The following is a 16,812-nucleotide window of genomic DNA, read 5'->3' as shown; positions in this document are numbered from 1 at the left end:
TTTTAATCACCCTAAAGCTAAACATCATGACAAAATTTGAATTCAACCATCTTGTTAACCATCACTCGGTATCACTTAGATCTTACGCGTTAAACTTTACAAAAGATGCAGAAGATGCAAATGACCTTGTTCAAGATACGATGCTTAAAGCCATTACGTATTACAACAAATTTAAAGAGGGTACTAATTTAAAAGGCTGGTTGTTTACCATCATGAAAAATACTTTCATTAACAACTATCGTCGTTTAGTTAAAACCAATACATTAATTACCCAAAGTGAAGATATTTCTTCGGCAAATCTTTCTTACAGCGCAACCAAAAACCAAGCGGAAAGTAAATTTGTTATGGGCGATATTGATAAAGCATTAGCACAATTGCCTCAAGAATATTATGTTCCTTTTATCCGTTATTTTGAAGGTTATAAATATCACGAAATTGCAGATATGTTACAAATTCCAATTGGTACGGTTAAAACACGTATCCACGTAGCAAGGGGGATTCTTAAAAAATACCTTAAAACGTATTCGAAAGATCTTAGCATTGCAGAGATGGTATAAACCTCATAGCATAAAAAATTTAGAAGCTCAGATTGATCTGGGCTTTTTTTATGGCCCGAAGTTTTTTTAGGATAATGAGGGGAAGATTATCAAAAACGGAAATGTGTTAAAAGCAAAAGGCCTGGGAAAACCCAAGCCTTTTTGCTTATCATATATTTGGTTAGTTGATTCTTATTTTTTATTTCAACAATTTGCCTTCTCTCTAATTCCGAAACAAAAGCAAACCTTAACTTATAATGTGTTTTAAGTAAAATTTGCAGTGTTTTTGTTTTGTGGTTATAAAGATAAGCGAAATTTTAATTTTGTCAAGCTTTTTTCAACTTTTTTTTTATTTCTTTTACTACCACCTGCCCAGATATGATCGCAGGAGGTACACCAGGGCCAGGAACGGTTAATTGTCCTGTAAAAAATAAATTGGACACCTTGCTTTTCATTCGTGGTTTAAGGAAGGCTGTCTGTTTCAAAGTGTTAGCTAAACCGTAAGCGTTTCCTTTAAATGCATGGTAGTCTTCAACAAAATCGTTCATAGCATAGCTTCTTTTAAATAAGATGTGCTCATTGATGTTGTTGCCGGTTAAATCTTTAAAGCGCTTAACCAATAAATTGAAATATTTTTCGCGTTCGCTTTCGTTATCTTTCAGTCCGGGTGCAATTGGGATTAAAAAAAACAAATTTTCACATCCTTCGGGCGCTACACTTGGATCCGTTACGGATGGGCAACAGGCATAAAATAGTGGTTTCGATGGCCATTTGGGGTCGGTATAGATTTCCTCTGCATGTTCATCAAAGTTTTCATCGAAAAATAAATTATGATGGAGGATGTTTTCTAATTTTTTGTTTAATCCGATATAGAATAATAAACAAGATGGTGCCATTGTTCTGCTGTCCCAGTATTCGGCAGAGTAGTTTCGGTAAGGTTTATCGAGGAGATGTTGATCGATGTGGTGATAATCTGCATTGCCCACAATATAATCTGTTTCAAAAGTGCCATTATTGGTTAAAACAGCTTCGGCAAGATTATCATTCACGGTAATTTTATTTACTTCGGTGTTGAAAATAAATTTTACACCCTGCTCTTCTGCAATGCTTTGCATGGCCGAAACAATTTTGTGCATGCCGCCCATTGGGTACCAAGTGCCCAAAACCAAATCTGCATAATTCATTAAGCTGTATAATGCGGGGGTATTCTGTGGGGTCGCACCTAAAAACAGCACCGGAAATTCTAAAAGTTTTCTGAGTTTTTCATTTTTAAAGAGCTTATGCACATGCTTACGCATGTTGCCTAAAAGCTGCAGCTTTATTCCACTCACGGCTAAACGTGGATCAAAATATTCCATTACACTATGAGAAGGCTTAAACACGTATTCGTTCATGCCTACCTCATACTTATATTGGGCTTGTGCTAAAAAAGACTTTAAATTTTCAGTGCTACCAGGTTCGAGGGTTTCGAAAAGCGTGTATAATTCGTCTAGCGTTGCAGGAACGTCAATAACATCATCTTTACCGAAATAAATGCGGTAGGATGGTTCTAGCCTTTTTAACGCGTAAAAATCGGCTGTTTTTTTGTTAAATAGATTGAAATAGTTTTCAAAAACATCTGGCATCCAATACCAGCTCGGTCCTAAATCGAATAAAAAACCGTCTTTTTCCCAAGTTCTGGCGCGTCCGCCGGCCATTTCATTTTTCTCTAAAACGGTAACATCGCAACCATCTTTAGCCAATAATGCGGCTGCAGCTAGTCCTGCGAAACCTGCTCCAATAACAGTAATTTTAGGTTTTTCATCCATTGTGTAAATTAAGCGATTTTTTAGGATTTTTCTTTGCCTTTTGTTACTGCTTAGGTTAAATTTACAATTGATGTGGATTTCAAATCAACAGTTCATTGAGACGAGTTTACAAGTCCCTAAGGCCTTGGTTCGTGTCTTCACGAATCAATAAAATAGTTCAAATAAGGGTACTTGCAGAGACGTACCCTGGCGGTGATAATCCAGCTAGGTTCAAGATTTCTTCGCTATGATTGAAAGGACGAAAATTGAATCTGTCATTTCCTTTGCCTTGGTTCGTGTCTTCACGAATCAATAAAATAGTTCAAATAAGGGTACGTGCGGACACATAACCTGGCGGTGGGACAAAATTGAATCTGTCCTCTCCTTTGCCTTGGTTCGTATCTTCACGAATCAATAAAATAGTTCAAATAAGGGTACGTGCGGACACGTACCTTGGCGGTGATAATCCAGCTAAGTTTAAGATTTCTCTGCTATGATTCGGATTTGATTTACACCTCTAAACCTAGCTGTATTTAAAACCTTAAAAGAAAAGCAATTCCCTTTTATTACCTTTGCTTAACACATGATTAAATTAAAATTCATCTTTCTTTTTATTTGCGGTATGGGGCTTCATTTGGCTCAAGCTCAATTATCACCAAAAGAAATTGCCACACTTAAATTAGATTTGGTTAAAGCAGTTGAGGATTCGAGGCTTACAGATTCTTTATCTGATAAATTGAACAAGCTTCCGAATAAATCAGCTTTGGTTACCGCCTACGCTGGCACGCTCGAAGCCTTAAAAGCCAAACACGCTTGGAACCCTTACAATAAAATTAAGTATGTGAAACTTTCTATTAAAACGATGGAAAGGGCCGTTAATCTGGATAAAGAAAATATGGAAATCCGTTTTATGCGTTTTTCTATTCAGCACTTTACCCCGGCTTTTTTAGGCTTTAGCAAAGAATTAACGATAGATCGCAAAGAAATTGTTAAACATTACCAAAACAATAACTTCGGCCTTGCCGATGCAGAATTGATTAAAAATGTTGCCAATTTTATGATTCAGAGTAACCGCTGTACCCCCGCAGAAATTAAAATTTTTAAGAAATATATCTAAATGAAATATATCTACTTGCTCATTAACATCGGCGTTATTTTGTTCCCATTCGCGCTCTCTTTCGATAAAAAAGTTCATTTTTATAGCAAATGGAAATTTGTTTTGCCCGCAATTCTGATAACAGGTGTTGTGTTCTTAATCTGGGATTTACTATTCGTAAAACTCCATGTGTGGTCGTTTAACCCAAAATATATTATAGGAATTGGACTATACGGCCTGCCGTTAGAAGAAATGCTTTTCTTTCTAACTGTGCCTTACGCTTGCATTTTTATTTATGAGTGCTTAAACGCTTATTTTCCAGCAAATACCTTACAGAAATACAGCCTAGCGGTTAGTAATTTATTTTTGGGTTTGTGCTTAGCCATTTTGTTTTTCGGCTATAACAGGTGGTACACACTGATTAATTTTGGCTTTCTGTTTTTTGTTTTGGCCTATGTAGAGTACGTAAATTTAGAGTTTAGGTTTATGTACAAATTTTTTAGGGCATACTTAGTATCTTTAATTCCATTTTACATTGTAAATGGATATCTAACATCCATTCCGGTAGTTATTTACAACAATCAAGAAAATTTGGGCTTTCGGGTGGGCACCATTCCTTTAGAAGATCATTTTTATTTAATGGGATTGCTCTTGCTTAATATTTACTTGTATGAGTATTTTAAAAGCAAATCATCAAAAACGTTTGCTGCTTAATTTTTTTAGAAAACTAAAGTTGAGTCGTTTTTAACGGCAATTGTTTCTGCGCCTTGCAAGCCGTTGAAATGAAATGCAGGTTTTGCAAATTAGCCCCGATTGGAGCATTGCACAACATTTGCGCTTCAAAAAAATATTTGACTGATTTATTTGGTAAATGAACGGTTGGCGTTCTTGGCGGAGGGTTGGCCCTGCTTTTCATTACAAGTCCGCGCTCGTGCCTCGCTTGCGGGCTTTTCATTGCAATCAGGTTTGGGTACATTGTTTCTGCGCCTTGCAAGCCGTTGAAATGAAATGCAGGTTTTGCAAATTAGCCCCGATTGGAGCGGGCACGAATCTCGATTTTTCATCGAGAGCGTAAAGCGAAAAGCGGGAGGGAAGGTATTGCATTGCACAACATTTGCGCTTCAAAAAAATATTTAATTGGTTTTTTTTGTAAATGAACGGTTGGCGTTCTTGGCAGAGGGTTGGCCCTGCTTTTCATTACAAGTCCGCACTCGTGCCTCGCTTGCGGGCTTTTCATTGCAATCAGGTTTGGGTACATTGTTTCTGCGCCTTGCAAGCCGTTGAAATGAAATGCAGGTTTTGCAAATTAGCGCCGATTGGAGCGGGCACGAATCTCGATTTTTCATCGGGAGCGTAAAGCGAAAAGCGGGAGGGAAAGGTATTGCATAGCACAACATTTGCGCTTCAAAAAAATATTTAATTGATTTATTGGTAAATGAACGGTTGGCGTTCTTGGCGGAGGTTCGGCCTTGCTTTTCATTACAAGTCCGCGCTCGTGCCTGGCTTGCGGGCTTTTCATTGCAATCAGGTTTGGGTACATTGTTTCTGCGCCTAGCAAGCCGTTGAAATGAAATGCAGGTTTTGCAAATTAGCCCCGATTGGAGCGGGCACGAATCTCGATTTTTCATCGAGAGCGTAAAGCGAAAAGCGGGAGGAAAGTTATTGCATAGCACAACATTTGCGCTTCAAAAAAATATTTGATTGATTTATTTGGTAAATGAACTGTTGGCTTTCTTGGCAGAGGGTTGGCCTGCTCTTCATCAAAATAAGCTTTGTTTCCATTTTTTCCGCGCCTTGCAAACCGTTAAAGTGGAAAGAAATGTATTATTTTGCACAACATTTGCGCTTCGCGATATAAAACAGATAAAATGAACTTACCGCTTTACTCCAAACAACAACTGGCTTTAAGAAACGGACAAGATAAACCACAAATTTGGGTAGCTTATAAGGGCTTAATTTACGACATGACCGATAGTCGATTGTGGCGAAATGGTAAGCATTACGAGCATTGGGCGGGACAAGATTTAACAGACGAATTGCCCGATGCACCACATACTGATGCTGTTTTTGAAAAATTCACAGCAATTGCTAAGTTGGGTTAGAGCTGAAAAAGAGAATCCCCAGATTAAGATGTTTATTTCTACAACCTGGGGATTGCTTTAAGCGTTAAGATGTACCTGATTGGCCTATGCTAAAGCTCTATAGTAAAGGCACTTAAGTTTACAAATTCTTGAATTCTTGCGGCAACTTCTTCGTCAGTTAGGTTTAATAACTTTTCTGTTCCGAACTTTTCTACGCAGAATGAAGCTAAGGCAGAACCATAAATGATTGCATTTTTCATATTATTGAAGTTAATGGTGCCAACTTTAGCCAAGTAACCGATAAAACCACCTGCAAAAGTATCGCCAGCGCCAGTGGGATCGAAAACTTCTGCTAAAGGCAATGCTGGGGCAGAGAAAATTTTATCTTCGTGGAACAATAAAGCACCATGCTCACCTTTTTTAATGATGAGGTATTTTGGTCCCATGGTTAAGATTTTTTTAGCGGCTTTAACCAAGGAGTATTCTCCTGATAACTGACGAGCTTCGGCATCATTGATGGTTAAAACATCTACCATTTTAATGGTTTCCAGCAAATCATCCATCATAATGTCCATCCAGAAGTTCATGGTATCCATAACGATTAGTTTAGGACGATTTTTAAGTCGTTTAATAACCGTTTGTTGCACTTGTGGCGTTAAATTGCCGAGCATTAAATATTCGCAATCCTGATAGCTTTCTGGGATAATTGGGTCGAAATTTTCCAATACATTTAATTCTGTAATTAAAGTATCGCGACTATTCATATCGTTGTGGTATTTTCCTGACCAGAAAAAAGATTTTTCGCCGGCTTTAATTTGTAAACCTTCGGTATCAATTCCATGCTCGGTAAAAATATCAATATCCGATTTATGAAAGTCATCACCTACTACTGCAACAATTTTCGCTTTATTGTAGAAGTAAGAAGCAGCCAAACTGGCGTAAGTTGCGGCTCCACCAACAATTTTATCTGTTTTTCCGAATGGAGTTTCAATAGCATCAAAAGCTACAGTACCTATGATTATCAGGCTCATATATGTTTATTTAATTTTTTTTTAAAATTTTTCTCTGCAAATATTGCATAAATAATTTAAAAGCCCTAATATTGCATTCCCAAAACGAACAAGGGCATATGTACTGCAAAGCACAAATAACCTCGTTTTAGGAAACAACCGGCACTCCTTCTTAGCTCAGCTGGTTAGAGCATCTGACTGTTAATCAGAGGGTCGCTGGTTCGAGCCCAGCAGAGGGAGCAAAATCCCCACAGCAATGTGGGGATTTTTTTATGATACAATGACCAATTCATTTTTGGTTAATTAACCAGGACAAACATTCCTTCTTAGCTCAGCTGGTTAGAGCATCTGACTGTTAATCAGAGGGTCGCTGGTTCGAGCCCAGCAGAGGGAGCCATAATGGGCAAGCACGGTAAAACGGTCGCTTGCCCTCTTTTTTTAGCCCATAATTTGCTGTTAATCTGATAGATAAGGGCAAACAAAAAACTCACCTTAGCGGTTCGATGTTTCAAGTTTTCAAAAGTGAATTTTTCGGGGCCCTTGCGGGCAATAAGTATGCTATTATTTTAAAAATACAGCCAATGAAATCCTTAAGGCCTGGAAAATATTGGTTATTGAGCCACTTAACTTATTCAGAGTTTTCTATTTGGAACTTTGAAATTCTTATCCAGTTCATCTTTGTTATATAATGAAGTACCCAAGTGTTCTTTCGTATTTTCGTCGAAAACTTCAATATGTGCCTTAGTTCCCGCGTGCTTTCTAGAATTGTCTACCACCCAAAGTTCGCCACTTCCAACTTTATTATACACTTTTCTTCCTTGGTTTCGTAATTTAGTAAGAGTAAATTTTGTTGTGTCATTTAACACGGTCTGTTGATCTAAGGGACTAAGCTTGGATGTTTCGTCATAAGTTAGACTAGGGGTTATTAGACCATTTTCAACTAACCAATTATAAATAGTGTCAATATCAAAATTACAATCCACTTCGACATTAATGGTCGAATTTTTTGAGATACTCAATTCTACAGATTCGGAAAAAGCATTCGACTTAAAAAAGTTGAATAAAAAGCCTGGTTTTTCTGCATTTACTATACGACGCTCTGTCAATTCAGCAGGAGAGGTTTCAACGTAATCAACAGTATTATAATGATAGGTAGAATTAGAATCATGTGTTTTATCCCATATTGTTGGGCCAAGACGCTGTAAATTACCTACAAACAATTGATTAAGGTCGTGATTGTTTTTTAAAAAAGTATTTAAGTGAAGGCCTGTAACACCAGTATGATTAAAAAGGGTATTGCTTTTATAAACCTCTTTTGGGAAATCTAGTTTTGCGATAAAATCTAATGCAGATATAAATATTTGCATCGCTTCTCTAAATTCATGCTCATTTTGATATTGCTCATCTAAAGAGCATTCATTAATTAACAAGAACATTATATCCCAAATAAATAGTTAAGATCTTTGATTGATTGGTCAAAAAAATCTTTTGGCCAATTTTTAATACCGCCCTCATTATCAATCTCAGGGAGTATCGCTTGAGAGTACAATTCTGTGTTAAATTCGCCACGCTCTATAAAAAATATTTTTACAAGTTCGCTGGAGATTCCATCTTTTATTCCAACCCTAGTTCCATTTAAAATATGATCACTATGCGTTTCAATGAATAGTTGAACACCTAAATTTGCAACTTTAGTTAATAGTCTCCCTATCGATGATTGTCCTTTGGGGTGGATATGTGATTCGGGATTTTCAATTAAAATTATATCGCCTGGTCTCGCGCTTAGTAGCAATACAATTACTGGTAAAACATAAGTCATTCCAAAACCAACATTAAGTGGCGAAACTTCATTTGTCCGACCTGTTGTAGTTTCAAATTCATAGCTTAACTTAACTGAATTTACACCCTGTATTTTTTCTGCTTTAACAATCGTGCCGGGACTTATGTCACCCATCCAAGCTGAAACTTGGGCGAGAAGATTTTTATTTTCAGTCCCAGGGTACATAAGACTCTCCTCTATATTTTCTTCTCCAAAACTTGCTAAATAATGCGCTGTATATTCACCGTTTCTTCCAACACCTCTATTTTGAACAACATGAAAATCAGATCGTTCATATTGATTTTTTACCCATCTGTCTGCATCAAGATATTTGAAGTGGGCGTTGAAAAGCGAAAGAGAGGCTAAGTCAACATCGTTAGAGTCGTAGGCATTTCTAGAATCCTCAGCAAATGGAATGAAGTCCGATTCATTATAATTATATTGTTTTCCTTCTTCATTTAATTGATATCCAAAGATCCAGCTATGTGCATCTGCATGACCTTCAAAGTTTAAATCAAACTGGATTTCTTCTTTTGCTGCATATTGGTATAATGCTTCTCTCGCAACACCGATATCAACTAGATCTCCCCGCAAACTTAACCCTTCTTTTTTCAAAAAACCTCTATCAAAAGACTGGCGCAAAAGCAGGAAAGCTTGAATGATAGAGGATTTGCCCATACTATTCAAGCCTGTTATAATATTCAATTTACCACAATCTAAGGTTAAATCCTTGAGTGACTTAAAATTACCTATCTTAATTTTTGATATCATGGCTTTCTAAATTGGATTTGATTATATTATCGATGACCTCAAAACGCTTCTTTACCCTTGATCTATCATTTGTGCTTGCACTTACGGATTGATTAAACTCTTCATCGTTATTGAGTGAAGAGATGAATTCTTTTATAACTGCGTTTTTATTAGCTATCAGATAATTTCTTTGGGTATCACTCAGCTTACTAAGGCATACTGCCCAAACTTCAAATAATGCTTTGTTGATTGGCTTTTTCGTGTCATCAATCGAATAACGTTTTCTGAAAGCATCAGTCTCGAAAATTGCATATGAAGCATCCATTGCTTTGACAAAATCAGATGCAATTTTTTCTAGTTCATCCCCATTATTGCTTAATTCTAAAATTTTTTCCATAGCACTATTTAAAAAAGTGTCCATGTCCGATTTATAATCTGATAAAGGGAATAAGTAAAATGCTAAAAACCGAGTTACAAACTCTTTATCCATCATTCTATCTTCTGAAATTGAGAAGTTAGTCGCAATTTTAAATGCACGCATGTCAGCTAACCTTTTGACGAAATCTGCTGGAGCGCCTTGATTCAACGCATTTCGGATTTCCTGAGCCGTTAAGGTTAGACCTCCAGTATTTATACGTTTAAATACATTAAATTTAAGGGCTTTAGGAGTTCCAGGGGCTATAATATATGCAGTAATTTCAAACTCTTCAATTCGTCGCTGTAAATGGGGTGGAAGTTGGGAAAAATTTTTGTCGTTAAATTGACTTAAAAATTCTAAGTTTTTAAGCGCAAACGATTTTTTGTTGACAAAGTTATCCAACGAGGTCAGGCGTTGAAGACCATCAACTACAAGCCAATTATCATCACTCGATCCATCGAAGTAAAATACTGGTAAAGGTATCTTAACTAAGATAGATTCAATTAGACGACTTTGTTTTGTTATAGTCCAAAGCCCCGCTTTACGCTGAAAACTAGTTTCCATGTTAATTGCCATGCTACTCAATCTTTTAAGTATTAGATCAAGTGACATACTTTTAGTTCTGATATCTACAAGACTAGGGTCAAAAGGATGTTCAATAAACTGTGTTTCCGATTCGACCTCTAATTCTATACCATCTTCTTCTTCGTAATCAAGAAGAGAGTCTTTAATAACTCCGCTACGTGCTTCTTCAAGATTTTTTAAAGCTCTAACTTCTGATTTAATCACTATTTTCGTTGATTCCCCGGTAGCAGTTAGTTGCCAAAAAGTCCTTTTTGGGCTTGAAATTAACCCAGCTTGTTTCAGATAATATCTCGCCCAGGCAAGACGATAGCCCAATTCCGTCCTAGGCCCGTCCTTATGAAGTTTTTGTCTAGTTTCATATGTTAAACCAAGGTTTTCCGCAATGCTTTCCTCCATTGAGGTAACATTCCCTATTCCTTGATGATTATGTAAAAAATCCATAACTTCTTGGAATAAATCATCAAATTTAGGTATTGGGTCAAATTCCTCTAAGCGATCGGTGTAAGTTGGTTTATTATTAAGTTCAACCAATTCATTTGCTTCGATTATTCTTGTATGCAGAATACCTCTGTGATTTATATATTCTAAAAATCGATTTTGTTTAAAAGCACAGCTAATTTGGCCTATAGAAGTTTTGTGTTGAGCAAAGCCAGATTTATAACTTTCTGCAATGCTCCTTATGTCAGTAAAGCAATTAAACGCCCGACCAATATTATTTCCCCAATCTTCGATTTTCCAAGCGCAGATAATCGGCTCACTAAGCTCATATTGCTTATATAAGCCTAAAATTAAACTAATGCTTCCTGGGTCGTCCTTGGCATCATAGCCAGCTCTGTCAAGTGCTGCCGAAAATTGAGTTCGTTTTTCATAAGGGCGATTTTCTCTGCCACCAAAACTCACTTTCTTTAGGTATATATGTAGCTTGATTGAAGAATTGTTGAGAGAAATCTCAAAAAGATAGTAACCACCTCGACCTCTGAAAATTAAATTGGGACTCCATTTAAGATTATCAAAGATTCCCTTTAATTCCTCTACCTCGTCATATGCTGTGAAAGGTTCTCCAACAACAACGTCTCCATTTTCGTTAGCTTCAAATTTAATCATGTAAAAGTTCCATTTTTTTACTATACCTTTCAGTTGTTGTGTAGTAAATTTTCTTTATTTGGATTGCTAATACTTCAGCAAGTTTTGGGGGAACAGCATTCCCCACTTGTCTCCATTGATCTTTAAAATTACCCTCCATTATGTAGTTGTCATCAAATGATTGTATTCGTTTGATTTCCTGTATTCTTAAAAATCGATTTTTCCAATGAAAAGGCCCCATATTATTGGAATGACTCGCTTGGATTGTCCAAGAAGGGCGATCCGGCGAAAGCTTAAGCAAGAATGACCAATATCTTGAGCGCCATTTAAAAATGGGCTTAGCGTAACCCCTTTCCGCAGTGAAAAAAAGATAATTTTCACCAGGAGGGACTTCTTTGAGATATTCTTTGTGCTTCGAACCCGCTTGCATGTTTACATCTTCATCAAGATCGAAATCGATGTCATTTAGTATATCACCACAGGTAACCCATCGTTTTTTCTTCAATTCTAATTCTAACGGGTTAGAATGAGTCGGATCTGGAAAAATATAATCTTCAAGGGCTTTTTTTACACCAATGCAGATGAACCTCTGTCGGGTTTGGGCCACACCATAATCAGCTGCGTTCAGCACTTTATGGAAAATTTTGTATCCGAGTTTCTCGCTTTCCAATTCAAGCATGTCCATTGCGGTTTTATGGGGTGCAAAAACAAAACCATGAACGTTTTCAAAAAGAAAGAAGTTAGGATTCAATTCTTTGACCGCTCGAAAATAATTACTAATAGTTATAAACCCATCTTCATCATCAATTCCACGACTTTTTTCTTTACGATAAAATCTTGATTTCGAAAAGGGTGGACATGGAGGCCCTCCAACTAAACCGTCGATATTTCCATGCTTTAACCTTATAGCATCAAAATCTATATTTTGAATGTCGTCACAAACGACTTCAGTTTCAGGAAAATTTTTTTTTAACGAAATACAACTTACGTCCCAGATATCTGTAGCAAAAACAGTTTGGAAACCTGCTTTCTCAAATCCTGCGTCAATTCCACCAACACCAGAAAATATGCTTACAATTTTTGGCTTCATGATATATTAGAAATTAAATGTTCAACCATTGACTTTCCTAATAGCGAAGGCACCGCATTTCCGATTTGTTTTTGAATTGATCTTCTATTTCCTACGAATATGTAATCTTCTGGAAAAGTTTGTAATGCCGCAATTTCTGGCACCCTTAACCTTCTACCAGACCAATGAAATGGCCCTACCCAAGGACCAGGTTGAGCTGATATTGTCCAAGATGGTAGTTTTGGGTCCAGTTTTAAAAGAAAATTCCAAAACCTTGTTCCAGCAGTAAACTTCGGGTCAGGATAGTTATGACGTGACGTTAATGCGATATAATTTTTTCCTGGAGGAACAGCCATCAATTCCTGAGAGTAAGTCTTCCCAGTAGTTAATTCTTCATTTTCAAAAAATTTTTCAATATTGTATTTTTCAATCCAATTCCCTACATTTTCATATGGGAGTAGTGATGGATTTAACTTAATTTCATCTGAACTTCCGTGTGTTTTAATAGGTTCTCCTATGAATTTTTTTCTACTAGCTAGAAAAAACACTCTTTTCCTTTTTTGAGGTACTCCGTAATCTAACGCGTTTGATTTGACTATTTGAAAATCATAGCCCAATTGATCAATCGAATTCTTAAGGTTTTCTACGGCAATTTTATTGGTAGGATGCAAGATACTTTCAACGTTTTCAAGTAAAAATCCATCAGGCCTTAGGTCAGATATCACTCTTAAGTAATTTCCAATCATGTTGCGTGGGTCATCATTTGCCTTTCTCCTATCATGAGTTACCCAGTATCCACCTTTAGAAAAAGGTTGGCAAGGTGGCCCACCTATAAGAATCAGTTTTTCTGGATTGTTAGCCTTAAGTAATTCTTTATAATCTTCTGCTGTAACGGCTTGAATATCTTTGTGGTAGTGAACTGCATGATTAAAGTATTTATTTGCGTTCATTGTTTTGACACTATCTACATCAAAATCAAGACTTGAGATAACTTTCGCCCCTGCAAGTTGAGACCCTATATCTAAACCCCCAGCTCCAGAAAAAAACCCTATTGCATTTACCTTGCTATCTATGATTTTTTCAATTTGATCATTAACTGTAAATCCCCTTTGCTCTAAAATCATTTATTTAATAGTTGTCAACAAGAAATCTTCATAAAATCTCCATAAAAATACAGACTTTTAAAAAATTTCCCATTATTTAGGTAATAAGAAATTTGTCTTTAACAAATATGTGTAATATAATATAAATAAAAATGTAAAAATATCAAAGCGACTGCTACATAGTGAAATATTCTTTCCACATTTTCAGAGAAAATTCCACGTCTCTCCAATATTAATTTGTCAGACAATTCATCAGAATTTTTCCTTTAATGAAATCTTCATTTTTCATTTCCCTGATGGAAGAAAGATCACTCTTATATTTTACCTCTGAAACTTCCTGTGGAATGCTAGTAGCAGATATTTTTTTAATTTGAGAATGATGATAAAATTTAATGGAGTTAACTGCAAGTTCATAATCAAACTTAAGTGTGAATGCTTGTTCAATTGAATTTCCCAAAGTATGGAATACTATAGAATTAAGCTTATCAGAATATCTAGCACCATTATTGAGTTTCATTATAATTTTTTCCAGTAACTGCAAAATATTCAATCCATTACTACTTTGTCTAACAAAAATTGATGCAACGATAACTTGTTCATTTTCGTCAGGTGTAAGTTGTTCTGCAGAGAAAAAATGTATTCTTTCAAAATTAGATGAACTTTTCACTTCAATTTTTTCATCACCTGAATTAAAATCGAATTTTTCAAGAGGATTATTGTGCCAATAATCAATTAACACATCCGATTTTTCACATTTTGATATCAATAACAATTCTGCCCACAATCCTTGTATACTTTTTGTTGGAGCATCGGACATTGCTCTAAATAATTCCGCAAATTTATCTAATTGGTTAATTAGTTCTGATGCATTAGATGATTCACTTAAAGATAGAATTAGGCGTTCCGACATTTTTAGAAAAAACTCCTGTAAAACTAGATCAGATGATAAAAATTTAATCGCAGAAAAATAATCGAATTTTTCTTTTTTCCCTTTTAGAACGCGACACTTCAGGTCATGCAAAATAATTAGGTTTTTTAATTTCAAATTTTTCTTAATTGATTTACTTGCTTCACCTTCGATTTTTAAAAGCAAAATTGGTAAACCTAATTCGTTTTTACCTATACGGAAATCAGGAGAATCTGGAATGATCTCAGATTCAATCAACTCGAGGTCACTACATTTGGGAATAGCTAATGTGTTAAATAATGCAAGTAAACTCATATTTGTCTGATGATAGGTTTACCAATATGCTCTGGTATCCATATTGCAAGAGTGGGAACGTCATCGAATAAAGTATCTCTTATGTTTAACATATGTATTTGTATAGTCAACATTTTGCTATCTTTAATTTCTGAGTCCCCAGGATATATCGCAGGGCCAGTTTTTGGATTTCGTCCCTGAAAAAGTTTCTTCACCTCGTCATTTGCATTAAGCGCACGGGTTCGGCTAGGCCATTCCGCGAGTGTTAAAGCTGACATTAAGTAAACGATGCATTGTTCATCTGGATGTTGTTGGACATACTCTTTTAAAATACCTCTAAGACTTGAATAAGAAGCGGAATCAGTTGACCTAGTATATTTTATTTTATTTAACAATAATTCCAAGCATTCTTTTAATGACAGTTTTGCACATAGATGCTTCTGTTCGTTTGTTCTCTCCGGATGACCGGAACTTTCAATAAAGTGAGTTTTCATTACTCCAAGAAATTCGGATACAGATATGCGATTAGTCTCAATTAATGATTCTGTGTCATGTGGTGCAGAAATTCTTATCCATTGGTTGCTGAAATTATCTCGGTCTAAAAAGTCAAATAAGATATTATTTCTTGTCAAATTCAACATAGAATCCAGCACAGTTTCTCTATTCCACCGATTTAAATCTAGATTATTGATATCAAAATTGGCAAGTCTATTTCTAATATCCTCTTCATGTTCGACAATATGGGAATAAGAATCTATTGTCACTTGGTCAAGAAATACTCGGCAATAACCGAGATATTTCCTTTTATATCCGTAAAACCTAGCTCTTTGTAAAATTGTATCTACGCTTCCCACCCCGATATTCCTTGGCATATATGTTACTGTGAGTCCCTCAACCGTAAAACCCCTATCCATAGACTGACCACCCACTAAGATCCAAGCATAGCTGTCCTGCCATTTAATTTGCGGTGTCATACCTTGTCTGGAATTTACTTCTATAATTGGGGTGTACTGTATTGTATGTACCAGATGAACGTCAGTTAAGTCTTCAAAAGACGGAAGATTATTAACTGTTAATTTTAATTCCTCATAAGTGCCTCGAAATTCATTTAACAGTTCCGCTTTCTCTTCGATGTAGTCGCCAGATAACAATCTTTTCCAGCTATTCCGAATTGACGTTAACCAGGATAAATAGGTGGCATGATCTCCTTGCAGTCGAGATGGATGCACTAGCATTGACCTATTTTTTTGCCCCGGTGCTTTATAACTGTTAAGAACAGTACCAGCCACCACGCCCAAATAAAAAAATCTAAGTGCAGATAATAAACTTTCTGGAGGAGAAAATAGTGGATGGGTCACAGAGCCTATCTCAGTTGGCGGAATTTCTCGAATTAATTGTTGTGGATTTTTAAAAAACTCCTTTCCACCAGTGTATTCTTCCCCAGGAGTAAGTAATTTGATAAAATTTGGTGATAATCTATCTAGAATATTAATAAATAGATTAGCTTGAGGCGTTGCTGTATACTGAAGAAACGTATGATGAGGAAGGATATTTCTTAGTTCATAAATCCTACGGTAAATTGTAGATACTTCTGTTTCGCTCAACTGTTCTATATCAAAACCATTTCTTGCTGCCCATCTAGCTCTTGTATTCAAGCTGGCCTGATCTCCTTCGTCATCTATTATAAGAGTGGGCGTGCTCTTAAGATTTAACCTCTCCAATAATAACTTTAAATTGTTGAGATGTGACCCGTGTTTCATGACTGTGATAAGTATCGTTTTACAACGGTCATTGGGAAAAGTAGGGTCTGCCCATTGATCTAATATATTAGAGATGGTCGAAAAGTCTTCTGTGGTTGAGGGGTTCGTGACTTGTGACCAAACTTGTTCAAAGCCATAACGTGCATCAATTCTTAAATCCTCCCTTACTCTGTCTGTAGATTGAGTTAATAAATTAATGGAGATCCCACCTAGAATAATGATAATTCTGTACTCATTATCTCTTGCCATAGCAGTTAGAGTGGTAAAAGACAACGTTTTTCCACTCTGTACATATCCTATTACTATTCCTGTATCCTGGTTCTGACTCTTACTAGGATCACCGCATCTACCCATTATTTGAAGCGTTTCATCTCTTACTTGTTTCCCTGAGTCACTTAAGGAGCCGTCATTATTTGTGAATTTTTTAGCGCGAAGAAGATTAAGCGTTTCATCTCCAACAAAAGGAATCCATCCGTTAACTTGAGAACTATTTATTTCAATTGTTTCTGACATC

At 36.2% G+C, this 16,812-nt stretch carries 13 protein-coding genes and 2 tRNA genes; 6 read left to right on the top strand and 9 right to left on the bottom strand.

Translation table 11 applies throughout. From position 1 onward, the window contains the following. Positions 1 to 26 precede the first annotated feature (26 nt). A complete protein-coding gene (locus tag DHW03_RS14040) occupies positions 27 to 557 on the top strand; it encodes an RNA polymerase sigma factor (protein WP_109926452.1) in 531 nt (176 codons plus the stop codon). A gap of 305 nt (positions 558 to 862) precedes the next feature. Here DHW03_RS14040 and DHW03_RS14035 read toward each other — a convergent pair whose 3' ends face one another. Then, entirely contained in the window at positions 863 to 2,344 is a 1,482-nt protein-coding gene (locus DHW03_RS14035) for a phytoene desaturase family protein (protein WP_109926451.1), read from the bottom strand. 562 nt (positions 2,345 to 2,906) lie between these two features. On the opposite strand from DHW03_RS14035, the gene DHW03_RS14030 reads away from it, so the two are divergent. The 3 genes from DHW03_RS14030 (at position 2,907) to DHW03_RS14010 (ending at position 5,521) form a co-directional block, all read left to right on the top strand. Further along, the gene (locus DHW03_RS14030) at positions 2,907 to 3,440 is read left to right on the top strand and encodes a hypothetical protein (protein ID WP_109926450.1); all 534 of its coding nucleotides are present in this window, start codon (positions 2,907 to 2,909) and stop codon (positions 3,438 to 3,440) included. Continuing rightward, on the top strand, positions 3,441 to 4,133 hold the full coding sequence (locus DHW03_RS14025; protein WP_109926449.1) for a lycopene cyclase domain-containing protein: 693 nt from the start codon (positions 3,441 to 3,443) through the stop codon (positions 4,131 to 4,133). Positions 4,134 to 5,287: 1,154 nt separating this feature from the next. Beyond that, on the top strand, positions 5,288 to 5,521 hold the full coding sequence (locus DHW03_RS14010) for a cytochrome b5 domain-containing protein (protein WP_109926446.1): 234 nt from the start codon (positions 5,288 to 5,290) through the stop codon (positions 5,519 to 5,521). An 89-nt stretch (positions 5,522 to 5,610) separates the two neighbouring features. On the opposite strand, the gene DHW03_RS14005 is transcribed toward DHW03_RS14010, so the two are convergent. Continuing rightward, positions 5,611 to 6,531, bottom strand: a complete 921-nt coding sequence (locus DHW03_RS14005; RefSeq protein WP_109926445.1) for a PfkB family carbohydrate kinase — start codon at positions 6,529 to 6,531, stop codon at positions 5,611 to 5,613. A 145-nt stretch (positions 6,532 to 6,676) separates the two neighbouring features. Here DHW03_RS14005 and DHW03_RS14000 point away from each other — a divergent pair. Together DHW03_RS14000 and DHW03_RS13995 are read left to right on the top strand one after the other, a co-directional pair. Then, positions 6,677 to 6,750: transfer RNA gene (locus DHW03_RS14000), tRNA-Asn, on the top strand. A gap of 80 nt (positions 6,751 to 6,830) precedes the next feature. After that, positions 6,831 to 6,907 (top strand) — tRNA-Asn (locus tag DHW03_RS13995). 235 nt (positions 6,908 to 7,142) lie between these two features. On the opposite strand, the gene DHW03_RS13990 is transcribed toward DHW03_RS13995, so the two are convergent. From DHW03_RS13990 to DHW03_RS13960, 7 genes are all read right to left on the bottom strand, one after another. Then, positions 7,143 to 7,946, bottom strand: coding sequence for a hypothetical protein (locus DHW03_RS13990; protein WP_109926444.1), 804 nt, complete (start codon positions 7,944 to 7,946; stop codon positions 7,143 to 7,145). Then, positions 7,946 to 9,100, bottom strand: coding sequence for a DUF3696 domain-containing protein (locus tag DHW03_RS13985; RefSeq protein WP_109926443.1), 1,155 nt, complete (start codon positions 9,098 to 9,100; stop codon positions 7,946 to 7,948). The genes DHW03_RS13990 and DHW03_RS13985 overlap by 1 nt, the downstream gene beginning before the upstream one ends. Continuing rightward, positions 9,084 to 11,186, bottom strand: a complete 2,103-nt coding sequence (locus DHW03_RS13980) for a GmrSD restriction endonuclease domain-containing protein (protein ID WP_109926442.1) — start codon at positions 11,184 to 11,186, stop codon at positions 9,084 to 9,086. Before DHW03_RS13980 ends, DHW03_RS13985 begins: the two co-directional genes overlap by 17 nt. Continuing rightward, positions 11,179 to 12,255, bottom strand: a complete 1,077-nt coding sequence (locus DHW03_RS13975) for a DNA cytosine methyltransferase (protein WP_109926441.1) — start codon at positions 12,253 to 12,255, stop codon at positions 11,179 to 11,181. The genes DHW03_RS13980 and DHW03_RS13975 overlap by 8 nt, the downstream gene beginning before the upstream one ends. Then, positions 12,252 to 13,358, bottom strand: coding sequence for a DNA cytosine methyltransferase (locus tag DHW03_RS13970; RefSeq protein ID WP_109926440.1), 1,107 nt, complete (start codon positions 13,356 to 13,358; stop codon positions 12,252 to 12,254). Before DHW03_RS13970 ends, DHW03_RS13975 begins: the two co-directional genes overlap by 4 nt. Positions 13,359 to 13,569: 211 nt before the next feature. Continuing rightward, complete coding sequence (locus tag DHW03_RS13965; RefSeq protein WP_109926439.1) at positions 13,570 to 14,559, bottom strand: PD-(D/E)XK motif protein; 990 nt, start codon at positions 14,557 to 14,559, stop codon at positions 13,570 to 13,572. After that, entirely contained in the window at positions 14,556 to 16,811 is a 2,256-nt protein-coding gene (locus tag DHW03_RS13960; RefSeq protein ID WP_109926438.1) for a Z1 domain-containing protein, read from the bottom strand. The genes DHW03_RS13965 and DHW03_RS13960 overlap by 4 nt, the downstream gene beginning before the upstream one ends. Position 16,812: the final 1 nt, after the last annotated feature.

This window comes from Pedobacter yonginensis (assembly GCF_003173595.1).
Classification (GTDB): Bacteria; Bacteroidota; Bacteroidia; order Sphingobacteriales; family Sphingobacteriaceae; genus Pedobacter; species Pedobacter yonginense.
This window is presented reverse-complemented; position numbering and strand designations above follow the sequence as displayed.